Origin of the sequence: Longimicrobium sp. (assembly GCF_036399255.1) — a bacterium.
Taxonomy (GTDB): Bacteria; Gemmatimonadota; Gemmatimonadetes; order Longimicrobiales; family Longimicrobiaceae; genus Longimicrobium.
The window spans coordinates 22,440-44,873 of record NZ_DASWNM010000139.1; the positions used below are offsets into that span (position 1 = coordinate 22,440).

At 71.0% G+C, this 22,434-nt stretch carries 19 protein-coding genes and 1 pseudogene; 14 read left to right on the forward strand and 6 right to left on the reverse strand.

All coding sequences use genetic code 11. The features are described 5' to 3' along the window. The first annotated feature begins 13 nt into the window (after positions 1-13). The 6 genes from VGC13_RS25800 (at position 14) to VGC13_RS25825 (ending at position 9,964) form a co-directional block, all read left to right on the forward strand. Positions 14-748, forward strand: a complete 735-nt coding sequence (locus VGC13_RS25800; protein WP_331128198.1) for a ribonuclease HII — start codon at positions 14-16, stop codon at positions 746-748. Then, positions 748-1,173: a hypothetical protein gene (locus VGC13_RS25805; RefSeq protein WP_331128199.1), complete on the forward strand. Its 426-nt coding sequence runs from the start codon at positions 748-750 to the stop codon at positions 1,171-1,173. Before VGC13_RS25800 ends, VGC13_RS25805 begins: the two co-directional genes overlap by 1 nt. 181 nt (positions 1,174-1,354) lie before the next feature. Continuing rightward, positions 1,355-1,678, forward strand: a complete 324-nt coding sequence (locus tag VGC13_RS25810; protein ID WP_331128200.1) for a hypothetical protein — start codon at positions 1,355-1,357, stop codon at positions 1,676-1,678. A gap of 388 nt (positions 1,679-2,066) precedes the next feature. Then, the gene (locus VGC13_RS25815) at positions 2,067-4,277 is read left to right on the forward strand and encodes a sodium-translocating pyrophosphatase (protein ID WP_331128201.1); all 2,211 of its coding nucleotides are present in this window, start codon (positions 2,067-2,069) and stop codon (positions 4,275-4,277) included. A gap of 153 nt (positions 4,278-4,430) precedes the next feature. Beyond that, complete coding sequence (locus VGC13_RS25820) at positions 4,431-5,930, forward strand: APC family permease (protein WP_331128202.1); 1,500 nt, start codon at positions 4,431-4,433, stop codon at positions 5,928-5,930. A 1,514-nt stretch (positions 5,931-7,444) separates the two neighbouring features. Next, on the forward strand, positions 7,445-9,964 hold the full coding sequence (locus tag VGC13_RS25825; RefSeq protein ID WP_331128203.1) for a TonB-dependent receptor domain-containing protein: 2,520 nt from the start codon (positions 7,445-7,447) through the stop codon (positions 9,962-9,964). Between the two features lie 149 nt (positions 9,965-10,113). On the opposite strand, the pseudogene VGC13_RS33730 reads toward VGC13_RS25825, so the two are convergent. Both VGC13_RS33730 and VGC13_RS25840 read right to left on the reverse strand, forming a co-directional pair. Further along, positions 10,114-10,550 (reverse strand): annotated as a pseudogene (locus VGC13_RS33730) (GxxExxY protein). 109 nt (positions 10,551-10,659) lie between these two features. Beyond that, entirely contained in the window at positions 10,660-12,360 is a 1,701-nt protein-coding gene (locus tag VGC13_RS25840) for an NFACT family protein (RefSeq protein WP_331128206.1), read from the reverse strand. Positions 12,361-12,512: 152 nt separating this feature from the next. Here VGC13_RS25840 and panB point away from each other — a divergent pair, with 152 nt between their 5' ends. From panB to VGC13_RS25870, 6 genes are read left to right on the forward strand one after another with little or no spacing between them, the layout of a single operon-like run. Then, the gene (gene panB, locus VGC13_RS25845) at positions 12,513-13,277 is read left to right on the forward strand and encodes a 3-methyl-2-oxobutanoate hydroxymethyltransferase (protein WP_414683018.1); all 765 of its coding nucleotides are present in this window, start codon (positions 12,513-12,515) and stop codon (positions 13,275-13,277) included. Continuing rightward, the gene (gene panC, locus VGC13_RS25850) at positions 13,277-14,140 is read left to right on the forward strand and encodes a pantoate--beta-alanine ligase (protein WP_331128208.1); all 864 of its coding nucleotides are present in this window, start codon (positions 13,277-13,279) and stop codon (positions 14,138-14,140) included. The genes panB and panC overlap by 1 nt, the downstream gene beginning before the upstream one ends. A 40-nt stretch (positions 14,141-14,180) precedes the next feature. Then, on the forward strand, positions 14,181-14,555 hold the full coding sequence (panD, locus tag VGC13_RS25855) for an aspartate 1-decarboxylase (RefSeq protein WP_331128209.1): 375 nt from the start codon (positions 14,181-14,183) through the stop codon (positions 14,553-14,555). Between the two features lie 8 nt (positions 14,556-14,563). Beyond that, positions 14,564-15,379, forward strand: a complete 816-nt coding sequence (locus VGC13_RS25860) for a hypothetical protein (RefSeq protein ID WP_331128210.1) — start codon at positions 14,564-14,566, stop codon at positions 15,377-15,379. Next, on the forward strand, positions 15,354-15,953 hold the full coding sequence (locus tag VGC13_RS25865) for an HD domain-containing protein (RefSeq protein ID WP_331128211.1): 600 nt from the start codon (positions 15,354-15,356) through the stop codon (positions 15,951-15,953). Before VGC13_RS25860 ends, VGC13_RS25865 begins: the two co-directional genes overlap by 26 nt. Then, positions 15,928-16,449: a LytR C-terminal domain-containing protein gene (locus VGC13_RS25870; RefSeq protein ID WP_331128212.1), complete on the forward strand. Its 522-nt coding sequence runs from the start codon at positions 15,928-15,930 to the stop codon at positions 16,447-16,449. The genes VGC13_RS25865 and VGC13_RS25870 overlap by 26 nt, the downstream gene beginning before the upstream one ends. 207 nt (positions 16,450-16,656) lie before the next feature. On the opposite strand, the gene VGC13_RS25875 is transcribed toward VGC13_RS25870, so the two are convergent. The 4 genes from VGC13_RS25875 to VGC13_RS25890 form a co-directional block, all read right to left on the reverse strand. Beyond that, entirely contained in the window at positions 16,657-17,583 is a 927-nt protein-coding gene (locus VGC13_RS25875) for an RluA family pseudouridine synthase (RefSeq protein ID WP_331128213.1), read from the reverse strand. A 192-nt stretch (positions 17,584-17,775) separates the two neighbouring features. Continuing rightward, entirely contained in the window at positions 17,776-19,134 is a 1,359-nt protein-coding gene (locus tag VGC13_RS25880; RefSeq protein WP_331128214.1) for an amidohydrolase family protein, read from the reverse strand. Positions 19,135-19,657: 523 nt separating this feature from the next. After that, complete coding sequence (locus VGC13_RS25885; protein ID WP_331128215.1) at positions 19,658-20,404, reverse strand: LytTR family DNA-binding domain-containing protein; 747 nt, start codon at positions 20,402-20,404, stop codon at positions 19,658-19,660. Then, positions 20,386-21,495 (reverse strand): sensor histidine kinase, encoded by a 1,110-nt coding sequence (locus VGC13_RS25890; protein ID WP_331128216.1) that lies wholly within the window; start codon positions 21,493-21,495, stop codon positions 20,386-20,388. The genes VGC13_RS25885 and VGC13_RS25890 overlap by 19 nt, the downstream gene beginning before the upstream one ends. 364 nt (positions 21,496-21,859) lie before the next feature. Between VGC13_RS25890 and VGC13_RS25895 the strand changes: the two genes are divergently transcribed. Together VGC13_RS25895 and VGC13_RS25900 are read left to right on the forward strand one after the other, a co-directional pair. Then, on the forward strand, positions 21,860-22,171 hold the full coding sequence (locus VGC13_RS25895; RefSeq protein WP_331128217.1) for a hypothetical protein: 312 nt from the start codon (positions 21,860-21,862) through the stop codon (positions 22,169-22,171). A 2-nt stretch (positions 22,172-22,173) separates the two neighbouring features. Beyond that, positions 22,174-22,428 carry a hypothetical protein gene (locus VGC13_RS25900; RefSeq protein ID WP_331128218.1) on the forward strand — a complete coding sequence of 85 codons (255 nt, stop codon included), beginning with the start codon at positions 22,174-22,176 and terminating at the stop codon, positions 22,426-22,428. The last annotated feature ends 6 nt before the right edge of the window (positions 22,429-22,434 follow it).

A 22,434-nucleotide genomic window follows, 5' to 3' on the forward strand; every position in this document is an offset into this window, starting at 1 on the left:
GCAGGATCCCCGGATGCCGGCCGCAGCCAAGTCGAAATCCAGAGCCCCCAAGCGCAAGCGCAAGCCGTCGCCGCAGCGGCTGCGCAAGCTGCTGGCGATGGAGTGGGGGTTCTGGGACCGCGGGCTGGTGCGCGTGGCCGGCGTGGACGAGGTGGGGCGCGGGCCGCTGGCGGGGCCGGTGATGGCCGCGGCCGTCATCCTTCCCGCCGAGACGTGGATCGACGGGGTGGACGACAGCAAGCGTCTGAACGCCGACCGCCGGCTGGACCTGTACCAGAAGATCGTCGACACGGCCATCGTCTACGGCGTGGGCGCGGCGTCGGCGCGGGAGATCGACCGCATCAACATCCGCCGCGCCACGGCGCTGGCCATGCAGCGGGCCATCGCGCGGCTGGGTGACGTGGACCACCTGCTGGTGGACGGGCTGGCGGTGCCGGAGCTGGGGACGGAGACGCACACGGCCATCGTGGGCGGCGACGGGTGCGTGCACTGCATCAGCGCCGCCTCCATCGTGGCCAAGGTGACGCGCGACCGGCTGATGGCGCGGCTGGCGGCCCGGTATCCGCAGTACGGGTGGGAGCGCAACATGGGGTACGGCACGCGCGAGCACCTGGACGCGCTGAACCGGCTGGGCCCTACGCCGCACCACCGGGCGTCGTTTCAGCCCTGCCAGTTCGACTTCGCGGACGCGCTGCTGCCGGACGCGCCGGGCGAGATGATGGACCCCGAATTCATGGAAGAGGGCTGATGCACACCGAGCACCTTCAGAACGTCCGGCCTTCGTGGGTGCTGTTCGGCTGGTTCGTGAGCGTGGCCGTGATCTCGCTGTTCGGGCTGGTGCTGGCGGCGGCGGGGCTGGTGGACCCGGAGGCGTCGGGGGTGGGCGGGGTGTGGGGGGTGATCGCCGTCGCCACCGGCTTCTTCACCGGCGGGCTGGTGACGGGCGCCCGCGTGGGCGCCGCGCCCATCCTGCACGGCGTCGCCATGGCCGTGGTGTCGCTGCTGGTGTGGTTCGTGGCCAACCTGTCGTTTGGCGAGGCGCTGGACGCCACCACCTGGTCGGACGGCGAGCCCGCGTTCTACGCCGGCTCGCTGATCCTGCAGATGGTGGCCGCCGCCCTGGGCGCGCGCTTCGGATCGCGCCAGCAGCGCCGCGCCACCGCCGCGTCCTGACCCGCATCGCCGGCTGAGCCGACGCGCGCCTCGCCGGAAGGATCCGGCGGGGCGCTTTTGCGTTCAGGTGAGCCCGGGAAGCGGCACGATTCCGCGCCTGGGGCGTACCACACGGCGAGCCGCGGCGCCGTACGTTTCCGGCGGCGTCCGCGCGCAACCGCTTTTCAGGGATGGATGCAGGATGAGATCGCCGCTGCGCGACAAGGACGAGTTCGATTCGCACTACGAGGACCGCGTCCAGGCGCCGGTGCGCGCCCGCGGGACGCTGCCGGTGGCGGGCCTGTACCTGGCCGGCGGGCGCTACGAGGTGGCCGCGCACCACAGCGCCGCCGAGCGCCGCCTGCTGGACGCCGGGGCCCTGCTGATCGCCAGCGTGAGCTTCGACGGGCTGCAGGTGGCCGCGCTTACCGGCGGCGCCGCGCGCGACGTGCGGTTCGCGGAGCTGGTGCCGGTGTCCGCGCGCGCCGTCGCCCGCGACGCCGAGCCGGAGCCCAGCATCAACTGACGCGTCGGCGCTCTTCGAAGCCAGGTCCCGTTCGGCACGTCTGCAAAAAGAAGTTGGGGTACAGAGGAACAGAGAAGAAAAGAGAGGAGCAGAGGAACCCTCGTCCGGGCCTCTGCTCCTCTCTTTTTCCCTCTGTTCCTCTGTACCTCAATTCTGTACATCAGCCTGCCGTTTGCGCCATCGTCCGTTCCCTGCGGCTGCATTCACGCCGATTGGCGGAGCCGTGCGGTTGACGGGGGGCGTCGGAACCGGCATCTTATCGCGCTTTCGTGCCGTTCCGGCCCGGAGCGGCGAATCCGCTCACCTGTTCGCGGCAGATCCACCGGCACCGAGTCCGTGGACCCGCCGCGCGCGTTCCTTTTGTCATAGCCTTCCAAAAACCGTTCACATGCATCCGATCGCTTACGCCATCCCCGTGTTCGGCGTGCTGGCCCTGCTGTACACCTTCTGGCGCTCTGCCTGGGTGACGCGGCAGGACGCCGGCAACGAGCGCATGAGCACCATTGCCAAGCACATCGCCGACGGCGCGCTCGCGTTCCTCAAGGCGGAGTGGAAGGTGCTGGCCATCTTCGCCGTGCTGGCGAGCCTGTTCCTGGGCTTCCTGTCGATGAGCGACGAGCGCTCGCACCCGGCCATCGTGGGCGCGTTCCTGGTGGGCGCGTTCTTCAGCGCGCTGGCGGGCTACATCGGCATGACCATCGCCACCAAGGCCAACGTGCGCACCGCCCAGGCCGCGCGCACCAGCCTGAGCAAGGCGCTGGACGTGTCGTTCGCCGGCGGCTCGGTGATGGGGATGGGCGTGGCCGGCCTGGCGGTGCTGGGGCTGGGCTCGCTGTTCATCCTCTTCTACTACATGTTCGCCGACGGCCACGGCGCCAACAGCCTGGAGATGGAGCGGGCGCTGGAGGTGCTGACCGGCTTTTCGCTGGGCGCCGAGAGCATCGCGCTCTTTGCCCGCGTGGGCGGCGGCATCTACACCAAGGCGGCCGACGTGGGCGCCGACCTGGTGGGCAAGGTGGAGGCGGGCATTCCCGAGGACGACCCGCGCAACCCGGCCACCATCGCCGACAACGTGGGCGACAACGTGGGCGACGTGGCCGGCATGGGCGCGGACCTGTTCGGCAGCTACGTGGCCACGATCCTGGCCACGATGGTGCTGGGCCGCGAGGTGGTCGCCACGGGTGACGACTTCGGCGGGATGAGCCCCATCCTGCTGCCGATGGTGATCGCCGGCATGGGCATCCTGTTCTCGCTGGTGGGCATCCTGATGGTGCGGGTGAAGGAGGGCGGCAACGTGCAGGGCGCGCTGAACATGGGCAACTGGGTGTCCATCCTGCTCACCGGCATCGCCTCGTACTTCCTGATCACCTGGATGCTCCCGGACAGCATGCAGATGGGCCGCACGGGCTCCGAGGCGTTCACGCCCATGGGCGTGTTCTGGGCCGTGGCCGTGGGCCTGGTGGTGGGCGCGCTGATGAGCATCATCACCGAGTACTACACGGCGATGGGCCGCCGCCCGGTGCAGTCCATCGTGCAGCAGTCGTCCACCGGCCACGCCACCAACGTCATCGGCGGCCTGGCGGTGGGCATGGAGAGCACCACGCTGCCCATCCTGGTGCTGGCCGGCGGCATCATCGCGTCGTACGAGTTCGCCGGCCTGTACGGCGTGGCGATCGCGGCGGCGGGGATGATGGCGACCACGGCCATGCAGCTGGCCATCGACGCCTTTGGCCCCATCGCCGACAACGCGGGCGGCATCGCCGAGATGAGCGAGCTTCCGCCGGAGGTGCGGCAGCGCACCGACATCCTGGACGCGGTGGGCAACACCACGGCGGCGACGGGCAAGGGCTTCGCGATCGCTTCGGCGGCGCTCACCTCGCTGGCGCTGTTCGCGGCGTTCATGGGGATCTCGGGGATCGACGTCATCGACATCTCCAACGCCCGGGTGCTGGCCGGCCTGTTCGTGGGCGCGATGATCCCCTTCATCTTCTCCTCGCTGGCCATCGCCGCGGTGGGCCGCGCGGCCATGGCCATGGTGGAGGAGGTTCGCCGCCAGTTCCGCGAGATCCCGGGGATCATGGAAGGCACCGGGACGCCGGAGTACGGGCGCTGCGTGGCGATCAGCACGCAGGCGGCGATCCGCGAGATGATCCTGCCGGGCGCCATCGCGCTGATCGTTCCCGTAATCGTGGGCTTTACCATGGGGCCCGAGGTGCTCGGCGGCCTGCTGGCGGGCGTGACGGTCAGTGGCGTGCTGATGGCGATGTTCCAGTCCAACGCCGGCGGCGCCTGGGACAACGCCAAGAAGAGCTTCGAGAAGGGCGCCATGATCAACGGCGTGCTGGTGTACAAGGGCTCGCCCGAGCACAAGGCGGCCGTGACCGGCGACACCGTGGGCGACCCCTTCAAGGACACCTCCGGCCCGTCGATGAACATCCTGATCAAGCTGATGTCCATCGTCTCGCTGGTGATCGCGCCGCACATCGCCGTGGGCGACCATGACGACGTGCGCGAGATCGAGGTGCGTGCGCCGGCGGTCGAGGCACCCGCGGTGGCGCTGGCCCCCGTGGCCGCGCCGGTGGTGGACGCCGGCCGCTGACCCGCGGACCGGACGAAAAAAGGGGCCCGGCCGGAAGCGTTTCCGGCCGGGCCTTTGTCGTAGCGCGGTTTGGACGTATGTTGTGAGGATTCTCCCCTCCATTGCGCAGCGGCGTCCGCCGGGCGCGCACCTTCCCTGTTCCACGCGACACAGATGACGACGACGGATACCACCCGGGGGGCGCCGCCCGCCGCCGCGGACGCGGGCCTCAAGCAGGGGCTTTCGCTGCTGGACGCCGTGATGCTGGTGGCGGGGTCGATGATCGGCTCGGGGATCTTCATCGTCTCCGCCGACATCGCCCGCAACATGGGGTCGCCGGGCGGGCTGGTGGCGGTGTGGGTGGCGTCGGGGCTGATGACGCTGGCGGCCGCGCTGAGCTACGGCGAACTGGCGGCGGCCATGCCCCGCGCGGGCGGGCAGTACGTGTTCCTGCGCGAGGGGCTGGGGCGCATGACCGGGTTCCTGTACGGGTGGACGCTGTTCGCGGTCATCCAGACGGGGACCATCGCGGCGGTGGCGGTGGCGTTCTCGCGCTTCCTGGGGGTGTTCTTTCCCGCGGTGAGCCCCGACGTGTTCATGGGGGTCAGGGGCATCCGCATGCCCGGCGGCGACATCGACCTGGGGCTCAGCTGGCAGCGGGTGGTGGGCATTCTGGTCATCGCCCTGCTCACCTGGGTGAACCTGCGCGGGCTGCGCGAGGCCAAGTGGATCCAGACCAGCTTCACCATCGCCAAGACGGGCGCGCTGGCCGCGCTCATCCTGCTGGGGATCACGCTGGGGCGCAACGCGGAGGCCATCTCGGCCAACTTCGGCAACTTCTGGACAGGCTCGCCGGGCGGCACGCCGGTGACGATGGGAGGGGTCGTCATTCCCCTCATCATCACCGCCTTCGGCTCGGCGATGGTGGGGTCGCTGTTCTCGTCCGACGCGTGGAACAACGTGACCTTCGCGGCGGCCGAGGTGCGGCGGCCGGAGCGCAACCTGCCGCTGGCGCTGGCGCTGGGCACAGGGCTGGTGACGGTGCTGTACGTGCTGGCGAACTTTGCCTACATGTCGGTGCTTACGCTCAACGAGATCAAGACGGCGCCGCAGGACCGCGTGGGCACGCTGGCGCTGGAGCAGATGTTCGGGCCGGTGGGGCAGTACCTGATGGCGGGCGCCATCCTCATCAGCACCTTCGGCTGCATCAACGGGCTCATCCTGGCTGGTGCCCGCGTGTACTTCGCCATGGCGCGCGACGGGCTGTTCTTTTCGAAGGCCGCCGAGGTGAACCGCAACGACGTGCCGGCGTGGGCGCTCATCGCGCAGGGCGTGTGGACGGCGCTGCTGTGCCTGACGGGCACCTACGGGCAGCTGCTGGACTACGTGATCTTCGCGGCGCTGATCTTCTACGTGCTGACGATGATCGCGCTGTTCCGCCTGCGCAGGCTGCAGCCGCACCTGCCGCGGCCGTACAAGGCCTTCGGCTACCCGGTCGTCCCGGCGCTGTACATCGTGGCGGCGGCGGGGGTCGCGCTGATCCTGCTGGTGGCCAAGCCGGTGTACTCGTTCAGCGGCCTGTTCGTGGTGCTGCTGGGCATTCCCATCTTCTTCCTGTGGGACCGCTCCGCGCGCAACCGGGCGGGCGGGATCACCGTCGGCGACCGGTCGTAGGCGGTACGGGGTACGATGATCGGCGGGGCCGGCGCGGAGGTGCGCCGGCCCCGTTTTGGTTGCTGATCCTGAACGCCTGAGCTGAAACCGGCGACTGGCGAGACCTGCCGCCTCCCTCGATCCCCAGGTGGGTGGAGGGTTCTCAAGATCGCGCATCAGGTGGAGTGGACGGCTTGCTCCCGTGCGTCGCCGAGATCATCAGGCGATCCGCATGCCTCCCCAAAAAAATTCTCATGGCATCCTGCCGCATTCCATCCCTCTCCCGTTCCGATAGATCACGCCGGCTCGTGCCTCGTCGACCGGCGGCCCAAGTCCCGTGATCCCGATTCCAGCGGATCGGTGTGATTCTGAGGAAGGCGCGCGCCCCGGTCCTTTCCAGATGCACCATCGCCCGTTGCGCCGCCCGAAGAATCTGCCAGATGGGCGCACGGTCGCGTCGGCTACGATGGTTTTGCGAGGAGCCCTGCCCGTTCTCCAAAACGGGTCGTATCGAATCCGGCGGATCGGTGTCATTCTGAGGAAGGCGCGCGCCCGGTCCCTTCCAAGTGCACCATCGCCCGTTGCGCCTCCCGAAGAATCTGCCGGATGGGCGCACGGTCCCCTCGGCTACGACTGGTCGGCGCGAAGGCCCTGCCGTTGCCGAAACGAGCCTTATCGAATCCAGCGGATCGGTGTCATTCTGAGGAAGGCGCGCCCCGGTCCCTTCCAAGTGCACCATCGCCCGTTGCGCCTCCCGAAGAATCTGCCGGATGGGCGCACGGTCCCCTCGGCTACGACTGGTTGGCGCGAAGGCCCTGCCGTTGCCGAACGAGCCTTATCGAATCCAGCGGATCGGTGTCATTCTGAGGAAGGCGCGCGCCCCGGTCCCTTCCAGTGCACCATCGCCCGTTGCGCCGTCCGAAGAATCTGCCGGATGGGCGCCCGGATCCCGTCGGCTACGATGGGTTCGGCGCGAGGAGCCCCCGTTCCCGACGGAGATTCTTCGGTCGGCGCAACCGACTGCCGCGCGTTCCGGACGGCTCCGTGCGGCGCCTTCCTCAGAATGACAGCGGGCGTCCGGTCATGCTTACGGATAAGATCTGTCGCCTTGCGTCAGGGGTGCCACCGATGGGAGAGATACATTAAATTGTTGGCAGAGAGTAGTTTGGATGCGATGCAAATCTTCTCTGCCGCGATCCGCCCTCCGGGGTGCGACCGCGGCAGAGTGTTTGTGGGTCCGGCGGGCGAGACGCCGCCGTAACCGAACGCTAATCCAACGCTTGTACACCCCTGCGGGTCAAGGAAACGTCGCGCGGCTGCTGGAGTTCTGGTGGCGCGCGGCGTCGCCGCGGACGCGGCGGAGGGCGAAACCGGACGGGTGCGCCCGCCGTAGCCCGCAACGCACCCGACCGGCGGACAACTCTTCGCCGGCCGGGCGCGTCAGAACCCGGCGTGGGGGGCGCTCTCTGAGGGCGCCCGCACACGCCGGCACTGGGACCGACCTTTCTAGATCACCTGTACGGATACGGATTCCGATGAACGTCCTCGGCAAGACCCTGGCGGCGGTGGTGGCGCTGGCGATCGCGAGCCCCGCCGCCGCGCAGAACCCCACCGGCCAGCCGCCCGCGGGCGCACGGCCCACGGGCGCGCCCGGCGCGGCGCAGCAGCAGGGCGGCACGGTGCGCGGCACGGTGCTGAACCCTGAGGGGCAGCCGGTGAACGGCGGGCAGGTGGCCGTGTGGAGCGCCGCCGACAGCACGCTGGTCACCGGCGCCGTGGCGCGTCCCGACGGCACCTTTCGCATCGACGGGCTACGCCCCGGCCGCTACTACCTGCGGGTGAGCGCGCTGGGCTACAGCACCGCCACCACCGCCGTGGTCGCCATCACCCCCCAGGCTCGCGAGGCCGACGTGGGCACGGTGCGGCTGGCGGCGGGCGCCATCCAGCTCGAGGGGCTCACGGTGACGGCCGAGGCGGCGCCGGCCGGGTTTGCGCCCGACCGCAACACCTACAGCACCCGCGACATGCCTTCCACGGCCGGCGGCAACGCCACCGACGTGCTGCAGAACGTGCCTGCGGTCGAGGTGGACCAGGACGGCAAGGTGAGCCTGCGCGGCAACCAGAACGTGGCCGTGCAGATCAACGGGCGCCCGTCGCCCATGACGGGCGACCAGCTGGGCAACTTCCTGCGCCAGCTTCCCGCCAACATGGTGGAGCGGGTGGAGGTCATCCCCAACCCCTCGGCGCGCTACGAGCCCGAAGGGATGGCGGGGATCATCAACATCGTCCTCAAGCAGAACGCCGACCTGGGCCTGAGCGGCGGCTTCATCGCCGGGGTGGGCACCGAGGGCCGCTACAACGGGTCCGGCAACCTGGGGTGGCAGGCGGGCGACCTTACGCTCTTCGGCAGCTACGGCTTTCGCCACGACACGCGCGAAAGCACGGGGCTCAACTACCTGGAGCGCTACGCCACCGCCGGATCGACGCCCATCTCCATCCTTGACCAGGAGATCCTGGGCACGGGCGGAATGACGTCGCACATCTTCAACGGCAGCGCCGACTACAAGCTCACGGCCCGCGACGTGGTCTCGTCCACGGCCATGCTCAGCCTGGGCCAGCACGACAACGACACGCGCAACCTGTACCTGGAGCGCGACGCGGCCGGCACCCCCCTGCAGCGCTACGCGGGCGACAACCTGATCGGGTTCGACGACCTTACGCTGGACGGCACGCTGTCGTGGAAGCGCACCATCACCCCGCAGCAGCACGAGCTCTCGACCGAGCTCCGCTTCAACCGCGGCGACAACGAGATCGAGAACCGCTTCAGCGAGCAGGCGCTCACGCTGGCCGGCGACGACCCGGCCAACGCCACGCCGCGGCTGGAGAACCTGGCGACGGACGCGGTGAACACCACCCTGTCGCTGCAGGCGGACTACACCCGCCCGCTGGGCGAGCGCAGCAAGCTGGAGACGGGGTACAAGGGCACGCGGCGGATGCTGGACAACGACCTGGCCGTGTCGGAGTTCGACTACGGCGCGGACGCGTGGATGAACAACGCGCTGCGCAGCAACGCCTTCGAGTACGACGAGACGGTGCACGCGGGGTACGCCGTGCTCAACCAGGGCGTGGGCAAGGTCGACCTGCAGGCGGGGCTGCGCGTGGAGCGCACGGACCGCGAGTTCTTCCTGGAGAACACGGGCGAGACGTACCCCAAGGGCTACTGGAGCTTCTTTCCCAGCGGCCTGGCGTCGTTCAGCCTGGACGACCAGCAGCAGCTGCGGCTCAGCTACTCGCGCCGCATCCAGCGCCCCGACACGCGCATCCTGAACCCGTTCGGCTTCAACGAGGACCAGCGCAACCGCTTCGTGGGCAACCCGGCGCTGGAGCCGGAGTACACGCACGCGCTGGAGGTGGCGTACCAGCGGTCGCTGCCGTTCGGCTCTGTGCAGGTGACGCCGTTCTTTCGCCGGACGGAGAACGCCATCCGCCGCATCCGCGAGTTCCGGGCTGACACCACCATCAGCACCTTCGCCAACCTGGAGACCAGCGACTCGTACGGCGCCGACCTCAACGGCTCGGTGCGGCTGGGCAAGGTGAGCGGCTTCGCCAGCGTGAGCGCGTTTCGCCAGGTGACCAGCGCCGGCAGCACGGGCGACAACCTGGACAGCGACGGCATCGGCTGGTCGGCGCGCGTCAGCGGCAACGTGCAGCTTACGCCGCGGCTGGACCTGCAGGGCTTCATGATGTACCGCGCGCCGATGGACGTGGAGCAGGGCCGCATGGGGAGCTTCGTGATGAGCACGCTGGCGCTGCGCCAGAAGGTGATGGGCGAAAAGGGCTCGGTCAGCCTGCGCATCGTGGACCCGCTGGACCGCATGGGCTTCAGCATGCAGACCAGCGATCCGCTGTACTACCAGCTCAACGAGCGCCGCTTTGGCGCGCGGGCGGCGTACCTGACGTTCTCGTACAACTTTGGCCAGACGCCGCGCCTGCGGAACCGTCCGCCCGCCGAGGCTCCCGAGGCGCAGACGCCCAACCCCATGGGCACGCCGTGACGCTTCCGGTCTTTGGTTGATGACGAACGGCCGCGGATCCCGTGTGGATCCGCGGCCGTTTTCCGTTCCACAAGCAAAAAGACAGGCCTCACACAGAGTCAGCAGAGTCAACAGAGTTTGCTCTTGCCGATCCGCTGGCAATCGCGCTGTCACCGCCGTACCGGATGCGATCCCCTGTCTCCGAGCACCGTGGCCGCGGCCGGCGACCGGTAGTTCAGGATGCGGTGCATTCCGCCCTTGAGGCTCACCGCGCCAAAGTTGATCAGCAGTCCGACCGGCAGGTCGAGAATGCGCAGGTACGTGAGCACCTGCTTGTGATGTACGGGGTGCAGCTTCTCCAGCGACTTCAATTCCGCGACTACGAGCCTTCGACAAAGAGGTCGAGCCGGCACGCCTCCTCGACCCGCACGCCCTCCCATTCGAACGGGACGGACTTCTGCCGCTCGACGTACAGGCCCCGTTTTGTCAGCGCGTGAGCCAGGATGGATTCGTACACGCCTTCCAGCAGGCCTGGACCTACATGGCTGTGCAGGCGATACGCCGTGTCGACGATCTCACCCGTAATCTGGTTGATGTCCTTTGTCATCGAACCTCACGTCACCAGAGGAGCGTTTTCTAGGGTGTCCAGAATGTAAGCCAAGGCGTCGGCGCGGCAAGAGACAAACTCTGTTGACTCTGCTGACTCTGTGTGAGGCCTAGTCTTTCCCTGCCTCGGCACGAAGCCGTTCCTCGACGGCGGGGTCGGGAGCGACGAAGAGGGTTTTGGCGTTGATCAGGGTTACGCGGCCGGGCGGAGCGCCGCGCGGCTTGCGGACGTACTTGCGGCGCGTCCAGTCCACGGCCACGGTGCCCGACGTGCGCGCCTTGCTGTACAGCGCCGCCAGGGTCGCCGCCTCCTCCAGGTCGCGCGCGGGCGGCGCGCCCTCTTCCGCCCAGCGCAGCACCACGTGCGAGCCGGGGACGGAGCGCGCGTGCAGCCACACGTCGCCGTGCGCCGCGTGTCGGAACGTCAGCTTGTCGTTGTCCCTGGATGACCGGCCCACGCGCACCTCCAGCCCGCCGGAGGTGCGGTACAGGCGATACGGCAGCCGCTCGCCCGGCTGCGGCGCCGCCTTGCGCTCCTTTGCGTCCCCGCGGCGCAGGGCGCCCTCCACCCACACGGGCGTCTCCCCCGCCTCCAGCGCCGCGACCGCGCCGCTCCACCGCTCGCGCTCCTTCTCCGCCGCCTCCAGCAGCTCGGGAAGGCGGGCCTCGGCGCGGGCGCGGCGGCGGGCCTCGTCGTACAGGCGCTCGGCGTTCTCGTGCGGCTTGAGCTTTGGGTCCAGCGCGATCTCCATCTCGCCGCCGTCGAAGTCGGGCAGCACCACGGACGCGTCTCCCGGCTCCGCCCAGTCCAGGTGCGCCAGCAGCAGGTCGCCCTGCGCGCGCAGCCGGTCCGCCTGCCCCACCCCCGCCAGCTCCTCGCGCAGCCGCTCGATGCGCTTTTCCGCGCCCGACAGCTTTCTCCGCGCCTGGCCCAGCAGGTCGGGGCCGGGCTTGGCCTCCTCCACCTCCGCCGGCGCCGCGGCGGCGATCGTCCCGAAGGCGGCCAGCAGCGACTCGGCGCGGACGGATTCCACGCCCTCCAGCGCCATGGGATACGGCTGCGGGCCGGCGGGGGTGCGGAGGATGAAGGCGCCGGCGTCGTCCCCGTCCGCCACCTCCCACCAGCGCTCGAACGCTTCCTCCAGCGCGGCGTCGCCGTCGACGGAAGCGGCCGAACCCAGTAGCGCCGCGGCGTTCAGCGGGCTGGCGTACGCAAAGCGGCGCACCAGCTCGCGCGGGCGCTCCGCCGGCGGCAGGGAGCCGAGGGCGGCGGTCCACGCCTCCCACAGCGCGTCGCGGGGGCGGTCAGGGAGGGTGCGGCGGGCGGGGGCGGGGGGCTGGTAAAAGGCGCCGGGCATCAGGCTGCGCCCGCCCGCGTCGCGCGCGCGCAGGGCGCTGACGATGCGGCGCTCCTCCGAATCCACCAGCAGCACGTTCCACTGGTTGGTGTGCAGCTCGATCACCAGCGACCGCTTGCCGCCGCGAAAGCGCCCGCCCTCATGCAGGTCGATGCGCAGCAGCCGCTCGTCCACGGGCGCGCTTACGCGCAGGACGCGGGCGGAAAGGTCGGGATCGTCGTCCCGCCCCTTTGCGCCCTCGCCCTCCAGCGATTCCGCGGACAGAATGCGGATCCAGCCGCGCCGCGGATGCAGGTCCAGCCGCAGCGCCTGGCCGCGGTCCAGCGCCAGCGTGCACGACAGGTCGCGGTCGAATACGGGCTGCGGCTGGACGGAGCGGCCCTGCAGCGCGGCGCGCAGCTCGGCCGCGACGGCGCGGACCAGCAGGGGATCGAAGCGGATCGGGTTTGACACCCCCCCAACATCGGATTAGCTTGACGCCCCGTCAACCCGCCGTCACGAGCCGCAAAACGGCGTGGCGGCGGCCCGTTTTCGCGGAATCCGAGGCCATGTCCACAGAACGTGGTGGCGGAGCGCGGCGGCTGGCCGCGGCGGACCTCCGTGAAATGAAGCGACGCGGCGACAAGATCGCCGCGATCACGGCGTACGACTACCTGTTCGCCCGGCTGGTGGATGCGGCCGGCGTGGACGTGGTGCTGGTGGGCGACTCGCTGGGCCAGGTGGTGCTGGGCCTGGACAGCACGCTCCCCGTTACGCTGGACGACATGATCCACCACGCCCGCGCGGTGCGCCGCGGCGTGGCCCGGGCGCTGCTCGTCGTCGACCTTCCCTTTCTTACCTACCAGGTCTCGCGCGAGGACGCGCTGCGCAACGCGGGGCGCGTGATGCGCGAGACCGGGGCCGCCGCCGTCAAGCTGGAAGGCGGCAGTCCCGCCATCTGCGAGACGGTGCGTGCGCTGGTGGACGCGGGAATCCCCGTGATGGGCCACCTGGGCTTTACCCCGCAGTCCGTCAACCAGACCGGCACCCGCGTGCAGGCCCGCGACGACGACGGCGCCGCGCGGCTGCTGCAGGACGCGAAGCGGCTGGAGGAGGCGGGGGCCTTCTGCGTGGTCCTGGAGCTGGTTCCCGGCACCGTGGCGCGGACGGTGACGGAGGCACTGGAGATCCCCACCATCGGCATCGGCGCCGGGGCGGGGTGCGACGGGCAGGTGCTGGTGCTGCACGACATGCTGGGGCTGAACCCCGGCTTCACCCCGCGCTTCCTCCGCACGTTCGCCGACGTGGGGCAGGTGGCGGGCGACGGGGTCAAGGAGTACGTGCGGACCGTAAAGGCCGGCGAATACCCCGGCCCGGAGCACACCTTCTGATGTCCGCCGCCACGGCGGAGATGCGCCTGGTCCACACCAGGGACGAGGTGCGCCGCGCCGTCCGCGGCGTGCGGGCGCGGGGCCGGACGGTCGCGCTGGTGCCCACCATGGGGTACCTGCACGAGGGGCACCTGTCGCTGGTGGACCGCGCCCGCGAGACGGCGGACTTCGTGGCGATGTCCATCTTCGTCAACCCGCTGCAGTTCGGGCCCACGGAAGACCTGGCGCGCTATCCGCGCGACCTGGAGCGGGACCTGGAGATGGCGCGCGGGCGGGGGGTGGACCTGGTGTTCGCGCCCTCCGCGGCCGAGATGTATCCGCACGGCGAGCCGCAGGTGTCGGTGATCCCCGGCGCGCTGGCCGAGCGGATGGAGGGCGCCATCCGCCCCGGCCACTTTCGCGGCGTGCTGACGGTGGTCGCCAAGCTGTTCGGCATCTTTCAGCCGGACGTGGCCGTGTTCGGGCAGAAGGACTTTCAGCAGGCGGCGCTCATCCGCCGCATGGCCGACGACCTGGACCTGGGCGTGCGGGTGGAGGTGGCGCCCATCGTCCGCGAGCCCGACGGCTTGGCGATGAGCTCGCGCAACGTGTATCTTTCGCCGGACGAGCGGGAGCGCGCGCGGGCGCTTTCGCGCGGTCTGGAACGGGGCCGCGCCCTGTTCGCCGCGGGCGAGCGCGACGCGGAGGCGCTCCGGGCCTCGCTGGGGAGCGCCCTGGCGGTCCCGGGGGTGGAGGCGGAGTACGCCGAGGTGGTGGACGCGCTGACGCTGGAGCCGGTGGCGCGGGCGGCGCCGGGGACGGTGCTGCTGGTGGCGGCACGGGTGGGCAGGACGCGACTGATCGACAACGCGGTCCTGGACTGACGAAAGCGCAGAAGCCCTTTTCGACACGCGGGAGACTGCGATGCTTCGCACGATGTGCAAGAGCAAGATCCACCGGGCCACGGTGACCGGGGCGGATCTCGACTATATCGGCTCCATCACCATCGACCCGGTGCTGATGGAGGCCGCCGACCTGCTGGAGTACGAGCAGGTGGCGGTGGTGAACGTGAACAACGGCGCGCGGTTCGAGACCTACGTCATCCCCGGCGAGCGGGGGCGGGGCGAGGTCTGCCTGAACGGCGCCGCCGCGCGCATGGTGCACCCGGGCGACAAGGTGATCGTCATCAGCTACGCCCAGTACGACGAGGCGGAGATGGAGCGGTACCGCCCGCGGTTCATCTTCGTCGACGAGCAGAACCGCATCTCGCGGGACGCGCTGCGGGCCGTGGGCTCCTGACGGGCCCGATGGCTCCGTGGACCGGCGTGGTCCTGGCGCTGCGCGAGCCCGAGGCCGACCCCCTGGGCTCGCGGCTTTCCACCTACCTGCATCCGCTGGCGGGGCGGCCGCTGGCGTGGCACGCCATCGACGCGCTGGCCACCCAGTCCCCCGTCCGCGTGCTGGTGGCCGGCGGCCACGACCTGACCCCCGAACTCTTTGCCGGCGTCCATGGCGAGGTGCGCCTGGTGGACTCGCTGGCCGAAACCGTCGCCGCCGTGGAAGGCCGGGTGCTGGTGCTGGACGGCGCGGCCCCGCTGGCCGGCCCCGCGCTGGCGATGCTCCTTTCCGCCGACGGCGACGCGCTGCTGGAGGGGAGCGACGGCGAGATGGTGGCCGCATGGCTGGGCGCCGAGGGGCTGGAGCGCCTGGCCGCGTCGGGCGACCTGCGCGTGCTGCGCGAGGCCCTTCCCGGCGCGCCGGTGATGCGCGACGCGGACGGGTTCGTGGTGCGCACGCGCGAGGGGCTGGCCCGCGCCTCGTCCACCATCCGCGACCGCATCGTCCGCCGGCTGATGGCGGGCGGCGTCACCTTCCTCCTTCCCGAAGCCGCGCTGGTTGACGTGGACGTCCAGATCGGCCGCGACACCGTCGTCTATCCCTGGTGCGTGCTGGAAGGGAAGACGACCATCGGCGAAGAAACGGTCATCGGCCCCTGCTGCCGCATCGACAGCTCGTGGATCGGCAGCGGGGTGGAGCTCAAGGGCTTCAACTACCTGTCGCACACCTCCATCCGCAACCGCGCCATCCTGGAACCGTATGTCCGCCGCGGCTTCGACGAGTGAGGCCGGCCTGAGCGCCGTGGTGCGCGCCGCCGCCCGCGGCGAGCTTCCCGACTGGGCGCGCGCCGGCGAAAAGCGGCGCGCGCACATCGGCCGCGTGGCCGCGCTGATGGGCGAATGGGCGCAGGCGCTGGGGCTGCCCGAGGAGGAGCGGACGCGCTGGCTGGCCACCGGCTGGCTGCACGACGTGCTGCGCGAGGCCCCGCCCGAGGAGCTGCGGCCGCTGGTCCCCCCGGCGTTCCGCGAGCTGCCCGGCAAGCTGCTGCACGGTCCCGCGGCCGCCGAGCGCCTGGCGGGTGACGCGGACGCGGAGATGCTGGAGGCCATCCGCTACCACACGCTGGGCTCGGGGCGATTCGGGCGGCTGGGGCGCGCGCTGTACCTCGCCGACTTCCTGGAGCCGGGGCGCAAGTACGAGCCGGAGTGGACCGCCGCGCTGCGCGCCCGCATGCCGCGCGAGATGGACGCGGTGCTGCGCGAGGTGGTGCGGGCGCGCGTGCGGCACGTGACGGAAAGCGGATCGACCCTGCACCCCGAGACGCGCGCGCTGTATGAGCAGACCCAAGAAGGCGCGTAGCGGCTCCACCGCCGGGTCCGGAAGCCGGCTGCAGACCGTCGGCCTGTTCCTGACGCTGCTCGTGGTCGCGGTGCTGGTCGGGTCGCTGGCGGCGGGGCTCGTGGGGCGCCGCGGGGGTGGGGAGCTTGCCCCGGTGGCGGCGGACAGCGCGGGCGCGGCTCGTCCGAGCGCGCCAAGGCCGGCGGGGCGGGTGCGGGTGGAGGTGCTGAACGCGTCCGGCGTCCCGGGCTTGGCGGCGAAGGGGCGCACGGCGCTGCGGGACCGCGGCTTCGACGTGGTGTACGTGGGCAACGCGCGCGGCTACGAGCCCGACACGTCGCTGGTGCTGGACCGCGTGGGCCGCATGGAGCTGGCCCGCTCCGTCGCCGACGAGCTGGCCATCCCCCGTGTCTATGCCCGCCCCGACTCCAACGTCTTCGTGGACGTCACCGTGGTGCTGGGGAAGGACTGGACGGCGGATGCCGACGCCGATCCGCCGCTCGAGCCGGCGCAGTGACGATGTCCTCCGATCCCCCGCCGCCCGTGGAGCCTCGCGAAGCCAGCGTGCCGGATTCCTTCACGAACGTCCGCTTGTCAGTCGAGGCGGGGATGGCCGACAGCATCGCCGGCCGGACGATTCCGGTAGAAGTGGTGCGTTCCAGGTTTGGCTTGGCGCCCTAGCGACGGATCGCAGGCAGCACCCGGGGCGGCCCGGCACTGGTCATCAGTGCTGGGCCGCTTCGCTCGTAAGGATCGTAATCGCGTCCCGCATGTCCGGCGCGAGCTCCGCGTCCAGCTGGATGGGGTCGCCGGAGGTGGGGTGCGCGAAGGCGAGATGGGATGCGTGCAGCGCCTGCCGCTTGATGACATCCACCCCCTTACGCCCGTACTGCCGGTCCCCCAGCACCGCGTGGCCCGCGTGCAGCAGGTGCACGCGGATCTGGTGCGTGCGCCCCGTCTCCAGCTCCAGCCGCACCAGCGTGGCCGCGGGATAGCGCTCCGCCACCTCCCAGCGCGTGACCGCCGCGTCGCCGTCCTTGCGCACCACCCGCAGCACCGGGTTGCGCGGGTCCCGCCCGATCGGCGCGTCGATGACGCCGCGGTCCTCCGCCATCACGCCGTCCACCAGCGCCCGGTACTCGCGCTTCAGCTCGCCCGCGCGAAGCTGAAGGTCCAGCCGGTGGTGCGCGTGGCCGGTCTTGGCGAACAGCACCAGCCCCGACGTGTCGCGGTCGATGCGGTGCACCGGGTGCACCTTTGCGTGCGCCCCCTGCTGCGCCAGGTGGTGCGCCACCCCGTGCGCCAGCGTGCGGTCCTGCTCGGGCGACGTGGGGTGGACGAGGACGAACGGCGGCTTGTCCAGCGCCAGCACCTCGCCGTCCTCGTACACGACCCGCAGGTCCATGGGCACCGGCGGAAGCCCCGCGCTCTCGGCGGGGTTCAGGCGGGCGGAGACGACGTCGCCCACGCGCACCTTGGCCTTGAGCCAGGCGGCGCGGCGGTTGTGCTGCAGCCCCTTGGCGCGCGTGAGGCGCTGGATCATCCGCCGCGAAACGCCCATGGGCCCGGTAAGGATGTCCTGAACGGTGCCGCCCGCCTGCTCGGCCGTGACGGTGTGGTTCACCCACGCGGAAGGAGATTCGTTCGGCATCGGCGTACGGATGGGGATGGCGGCGCGTGGCGGCGGGCCGCGCGGCGTGCGGATCGCAGGGCAATCTACGCACCCGCCGCCACGCGCGAAGGGGGTCCGGCATCGCGCCGGACCCCCTTCGCGCGCATCCGCACATCCACATCACCCGAAAACGGCGTCCTCACGCAGAGGAAGAGGGCGAATCTGCCCCGTTCAACTGCCGGCGGGCGGAGGCGGAACGTCGATGCGCTGGCCCTGCTTGATCCGCAGCCGCACGTCCGCCGTGCACGCCCAGCGCGCCAGCGGATCACAGCCAAGGACGAGCAGGCTGGCTTCGTACCCCGCCTCCAGCCGCCCGATGCGCCGGGTGGGAAAGATGAGGCGCGGGGTGGTTTCGCTCCACATCCGCAGCATCTCCGCGGGGGTGAACACGCCCAGCCCGGCCGTGTACGCCGCCTCCGGCGCGGCGTCCTGCCCATACGTGTCGGACCCGATGGCCACGCGCACTCCCGCGCGGTGCAGGGTAGCCAGGTTGTGGATCTGCAGCGCGCGTGCGGCCCGAACGTTGGCCGTGTCGGTTGATGTATATCCCACGATACCCCGCAGCGGCCCCGCGATCACGACCAGCCCGGCCCGCGCCGCCTGCCGCGCGTCCGCGTCCGTCAGCCTGCGGATGGCGGGATCTCCGTTCACCGGAAGGTGATAGCCGGGCAGGTGCGCCAGCATGTCCACGCCCGCGTCCACGGCCGTGCGGAAGTCCGCCGCGCTCTCCACGTGCGCCGCCACCCGCAGCCCGTCCGCGTGCGCGCGGCGGACGACGAACGGCAGCAGCGCCGGGTCCAGCCCGACGTGCCCCAGCCGGCTGGTGTCGCGCGCGTTCTCGGCGTGACGCTCGCTGTTCACCAGGTAGGTCTTGATGACGTCCGGCCGGCCGGACACGATGCGCGGCCACGCCTCGTCCAGCTCCGCCTCCGAGCGGATGATGAAGTACGCCTTCCCCTCCGCCCGCCGATCGGTCCACGGACGCAGCGAGTCGGCGTTGAAGTCGTAGCGTCCGCGCGCGAGCGACTCGTAGATCAGGATGGGATGCCCGTGCGGCCCCGTGATCCCCGCGTCCGCCCACGCCACGTCCATGGTTTCCGTGCGCGCCCAGTAGGGCATCACGGCCGCGCGGTCCATCCAGTTGGTGAGCGACATCCCGTAGAAGATGCCGTCGCGCAGGTACATGGGCCCCACGCGCTGGGCCATGGGCAGGGACTCGAAGTGGTGCGCGTGCGCGTCGCCGAACGGGGGGACGACGAAGCCGCCCGCGAGGTCCACCACGCTGTCCACCCGCGCCGGCCGCCGCGCGGAGAAGGTGCCCCCCGCGACGTACATCGTCCGCGGCTCGAAGCGCTCGCCGGTCCACCAGACGCCGTTCTCCAGCGCGTACGCCGTCGTCCCGTCCGGCACGGGCGCGGGGGCGGATTGCGCGGCGCACCCCGCGAGCAGGAGCAGGGCGGGGAGGTGGCGGAGGATGCGCGCCGGCCGATGGCGCGGCGTGGACGGCGGAGTGTGGGTGCGGCGATGCATCGTGTAGCTCCGTTCGGAGAGGAGGAGCGGGGCCGGGTGCCCCGTCCGCAGCCTTCGGACGGGCCATGATGCGTGATGGTTGCGCCCGCATCACCCCCGATCCGCCGGACGGGCGATGCGTGCGGCGAACTGGCGGACAAGGCGGTGAACGGCGGGAAGTTTCCGGACGAAGAACCTTCAGAGTGTCTTAAGAATCCGGCGCTGCACATCCAGGCAGATCTACCAGCGCTGTCATTCCGAGGCCCGGCCACGCCACGGCCTGCTTTCACACCAGAGGTTGCAGGGCCGAGGAATCTACTGTCGGATTTGCTGGAGGGCAGACGCGGTAGCCCGTGCTTACTTCGCGGCTACGACACGGGCGGACAGGGCCAGTGCCGGAGCGGTGCGGCGGGGCACCAGCAGCAGACAGTAGATTTCTCAGTCGGCGCGCAGGCGTTCGGACGAGCCCATGGTCCGGTGTGGCGCCTCCTTCGAAATGACATACGGGTGCGAGCGCAGGGGATTCTTAAACACACTCTCGGCCTCAGGCGATGAGGTCGCGCAGCTCCAGCGAGCCGGCGCGGCTGGCGAGCACCTCCCCGCCGTCGCGAAGGGTGATGACGAAGCGGCGGGGATCGTCGTACGGGCGCAGGGAAACGACGTGGTCCAGGTTCACGATGTGCGACCGGTGCACGCGGCGAAACCGGCGGGGATCCAGCCGCCGCTCCAGGTCCGCCAGCGCAAGGCTCACCAGGTACCGCTGCCCGCCGGCGTGCACGGTCACGTAGTCGTCCGCCGCCTCCAGCCGCGCGATGTCCTCCACCCGCACGGGGACCACGCGGTCGCGGTGGCGGACGAAGATGCGCTCCAGTGGCCCGGCCTCGTCCAGCGCCGCCGCCCGCTCCCGGGTGCGCGGCGGCTCGGGCGCGGCGGCGGCCAGGCGGCGGCGGACGCGCTCCGCCGCCGCGCGGAACCGCTCGCGCCCGAAGGGCTTCAGCAGGTAGTCCAGCGCCTCCATCTCGAACGCCGCCAGCGCGTACCCGTCGTGCGCCGTGGTGAAGACCACCTCCGGGTCGTGGCGGATGCGCCGCAGCACCTCGAGCCCGGAAAGCTCCGGCATCTGCACGTCCAGAAAAACGAGGTCGGGCGCCAGCGCGTCGATCAGCCGCACGGCCTCGGCCCCGTCCGCCGCCTCCCCGATCACCTGCAGCCACTCCAGCTCGCCCGCGAACTCGCGCAGCGTGCGCCGGGCCAGCGGCTCGTCCTCCGCGATCAGCGCGCGTACGACCATCGCTCCTCCTCCGCCGTCTCCGCCCCGCCCGCGGCGACGGGGAGCCGCACGCGGACCGCAAAGCCTTCGCCCGCCGCCGTCCGCACCTCCATCCGCCCCGCGCCCCCGTACCGCGCCTCCAGCCGCTGCCGCACCACGCGCAGCCCCAGCCCCGCCGCGCCCGCGACCGAGGCCGGATCCGCGCCCGGCCCGTCGTCCTCCACCCGCAGCTCCAGCGTGTCGTCCACCCGCCGGATGGCGATGGTCACGCGGGCGCCGCGCGCATGGGGCGCAACGGCGTGCCGGACGGCGTTCTCCACCAGCGGCTGCAGCGTGAATGCGGGGACGGGATGGTCCAGGGCCTCCGGATCCACGTGCTCCTCCACGCACAGCCGCTCGCCCAGCCGAATGCGCTCCAGCGCCAGGTAGTCGCGCACGAACGCCCATTCCCGCGACAGCGGCACGTCGTCCACCTCCGTGCGCCTGGCGTCCAGCGTGTAGCGCAGCAGCCCGGCGAAGCGCTCCAGCGCGGCCTCGGCCTGATCCGGCTCGTGCCGCACCAGGGCCATCAGCGAGTGCAGGGTGTTGAAGAGAAAGTGGGGATTGAGCTGCGCGCGGAGGGCCTGCAGCTCCGCCCGCGCACGCAGCGTCTCTGCCCGCGCGGCGCGTGCCTCCTGCTCGCGCGCCTCCCCGGCCGCCTGCACGGCGTAGGCGATGCCCGCGATGGCCGCGTACACCATCACCCCCGAGAACATCTGCCAGGGCAGCGCATAGCCGCCCAGGTACCTGGGCGACCACGCTCCGCGCGCCAGGCTGACCCGCAGGGTGAACACCCCCGCGATGGCGGCCCACCACGCCGCGGCGTAGGCGACGGCCAGCGCGGCCTGGGCCACGAAGAAGGCCACCGGGCGCGTGGCCGGCCAGCGCATGCGGTCCGTGGCCGCGAGCGCGCCCACGCCCAGCACCGCGGCCGTGCCCACGTTGGAGAGCACGTCCGCCAGCGCCTGCCCCACCCCCACCCGCCCCCTGGACAGGAAGATCAGAAGGTACAGCACCGCGTAGGGCAGCCAGGCGGACGCGTAGACCAGCCAGAAGCGCGGGGAGCGGCGCATGGATCGGCTCGGGCGGAGGGATGCGGGTCGGAATGCGGCAATCTACATCCACCCCGTGTGTCGCGCCTGCGTCCGCCGTCGCGCGACCGGGATCATGGCCCGGCGGCGGCTCCGGCGGGGAGCCGGCGCCGCGAGGGTGGATTTTAGAACGTGTCGCGGCGGGCGCAAACGGAGCGGTGTTTTGACGGAGGTCGAGCGGATCCGCCATTTCCGCAAGTCGGGGAGCGTAGCGCACTTGGCGCGGACGGAGCGCGCACATTTGGGGCCTTGATGGTACGCGGGGGGCGGTGCGATACTTTGTACGCCGCGGGTGATGGGAGGGGCCGCGGACAACGGGTTTTCCTGGCCAAGTGAGGAGGCAGCGATGCGTTCCGATGACACGAAGTTCGAGCGCCTGGCGGTGGAGCAGGACGCACGGCGCGCCAGCGAGGGCGCGGAGCCCCCCGCCCAGCCCTCCTCCGGGTGGGTCAAGTCGGACCCTGGCTATGGCCTTCTGCGTGCCCGGGAAGCGGCCGTCATCGACAGCCCCGCCGTCGTCGACCGGTACCGGGTGGGCGTCGACCGCCTGCTCAACAAGCTGGTGCACGTGCTGTTCACGCTCGACGAGCAGCGTAGCGAGATCGTGCGGCTGCGCGAGAACACCCGCCAGGTGCTGGCGCGCCTGAGCGCGGCCTGAAGATGTGGAAGTCGTTCTACGACATGGTCCGCACGCTGTTCCGGCTCTCCGAGGACGTGCAGCAGGACCGCGAAGAGATCAAGGAAATTCGCAAGGACCTGCGCGACCTGACGCTGATCGTGGAACGGCTGGCGGCGCAGGTGGTCCACGTGGGCGAGCGCGAAGAGCGGGAGCGCGCCATGCTGGTGCTGCGGCTGGAGAACGGGATCCTGCGGAGCCAGCGGGGGCTGCTGGTGGGGGAGGTGGACGGTGGCTGACGGGCC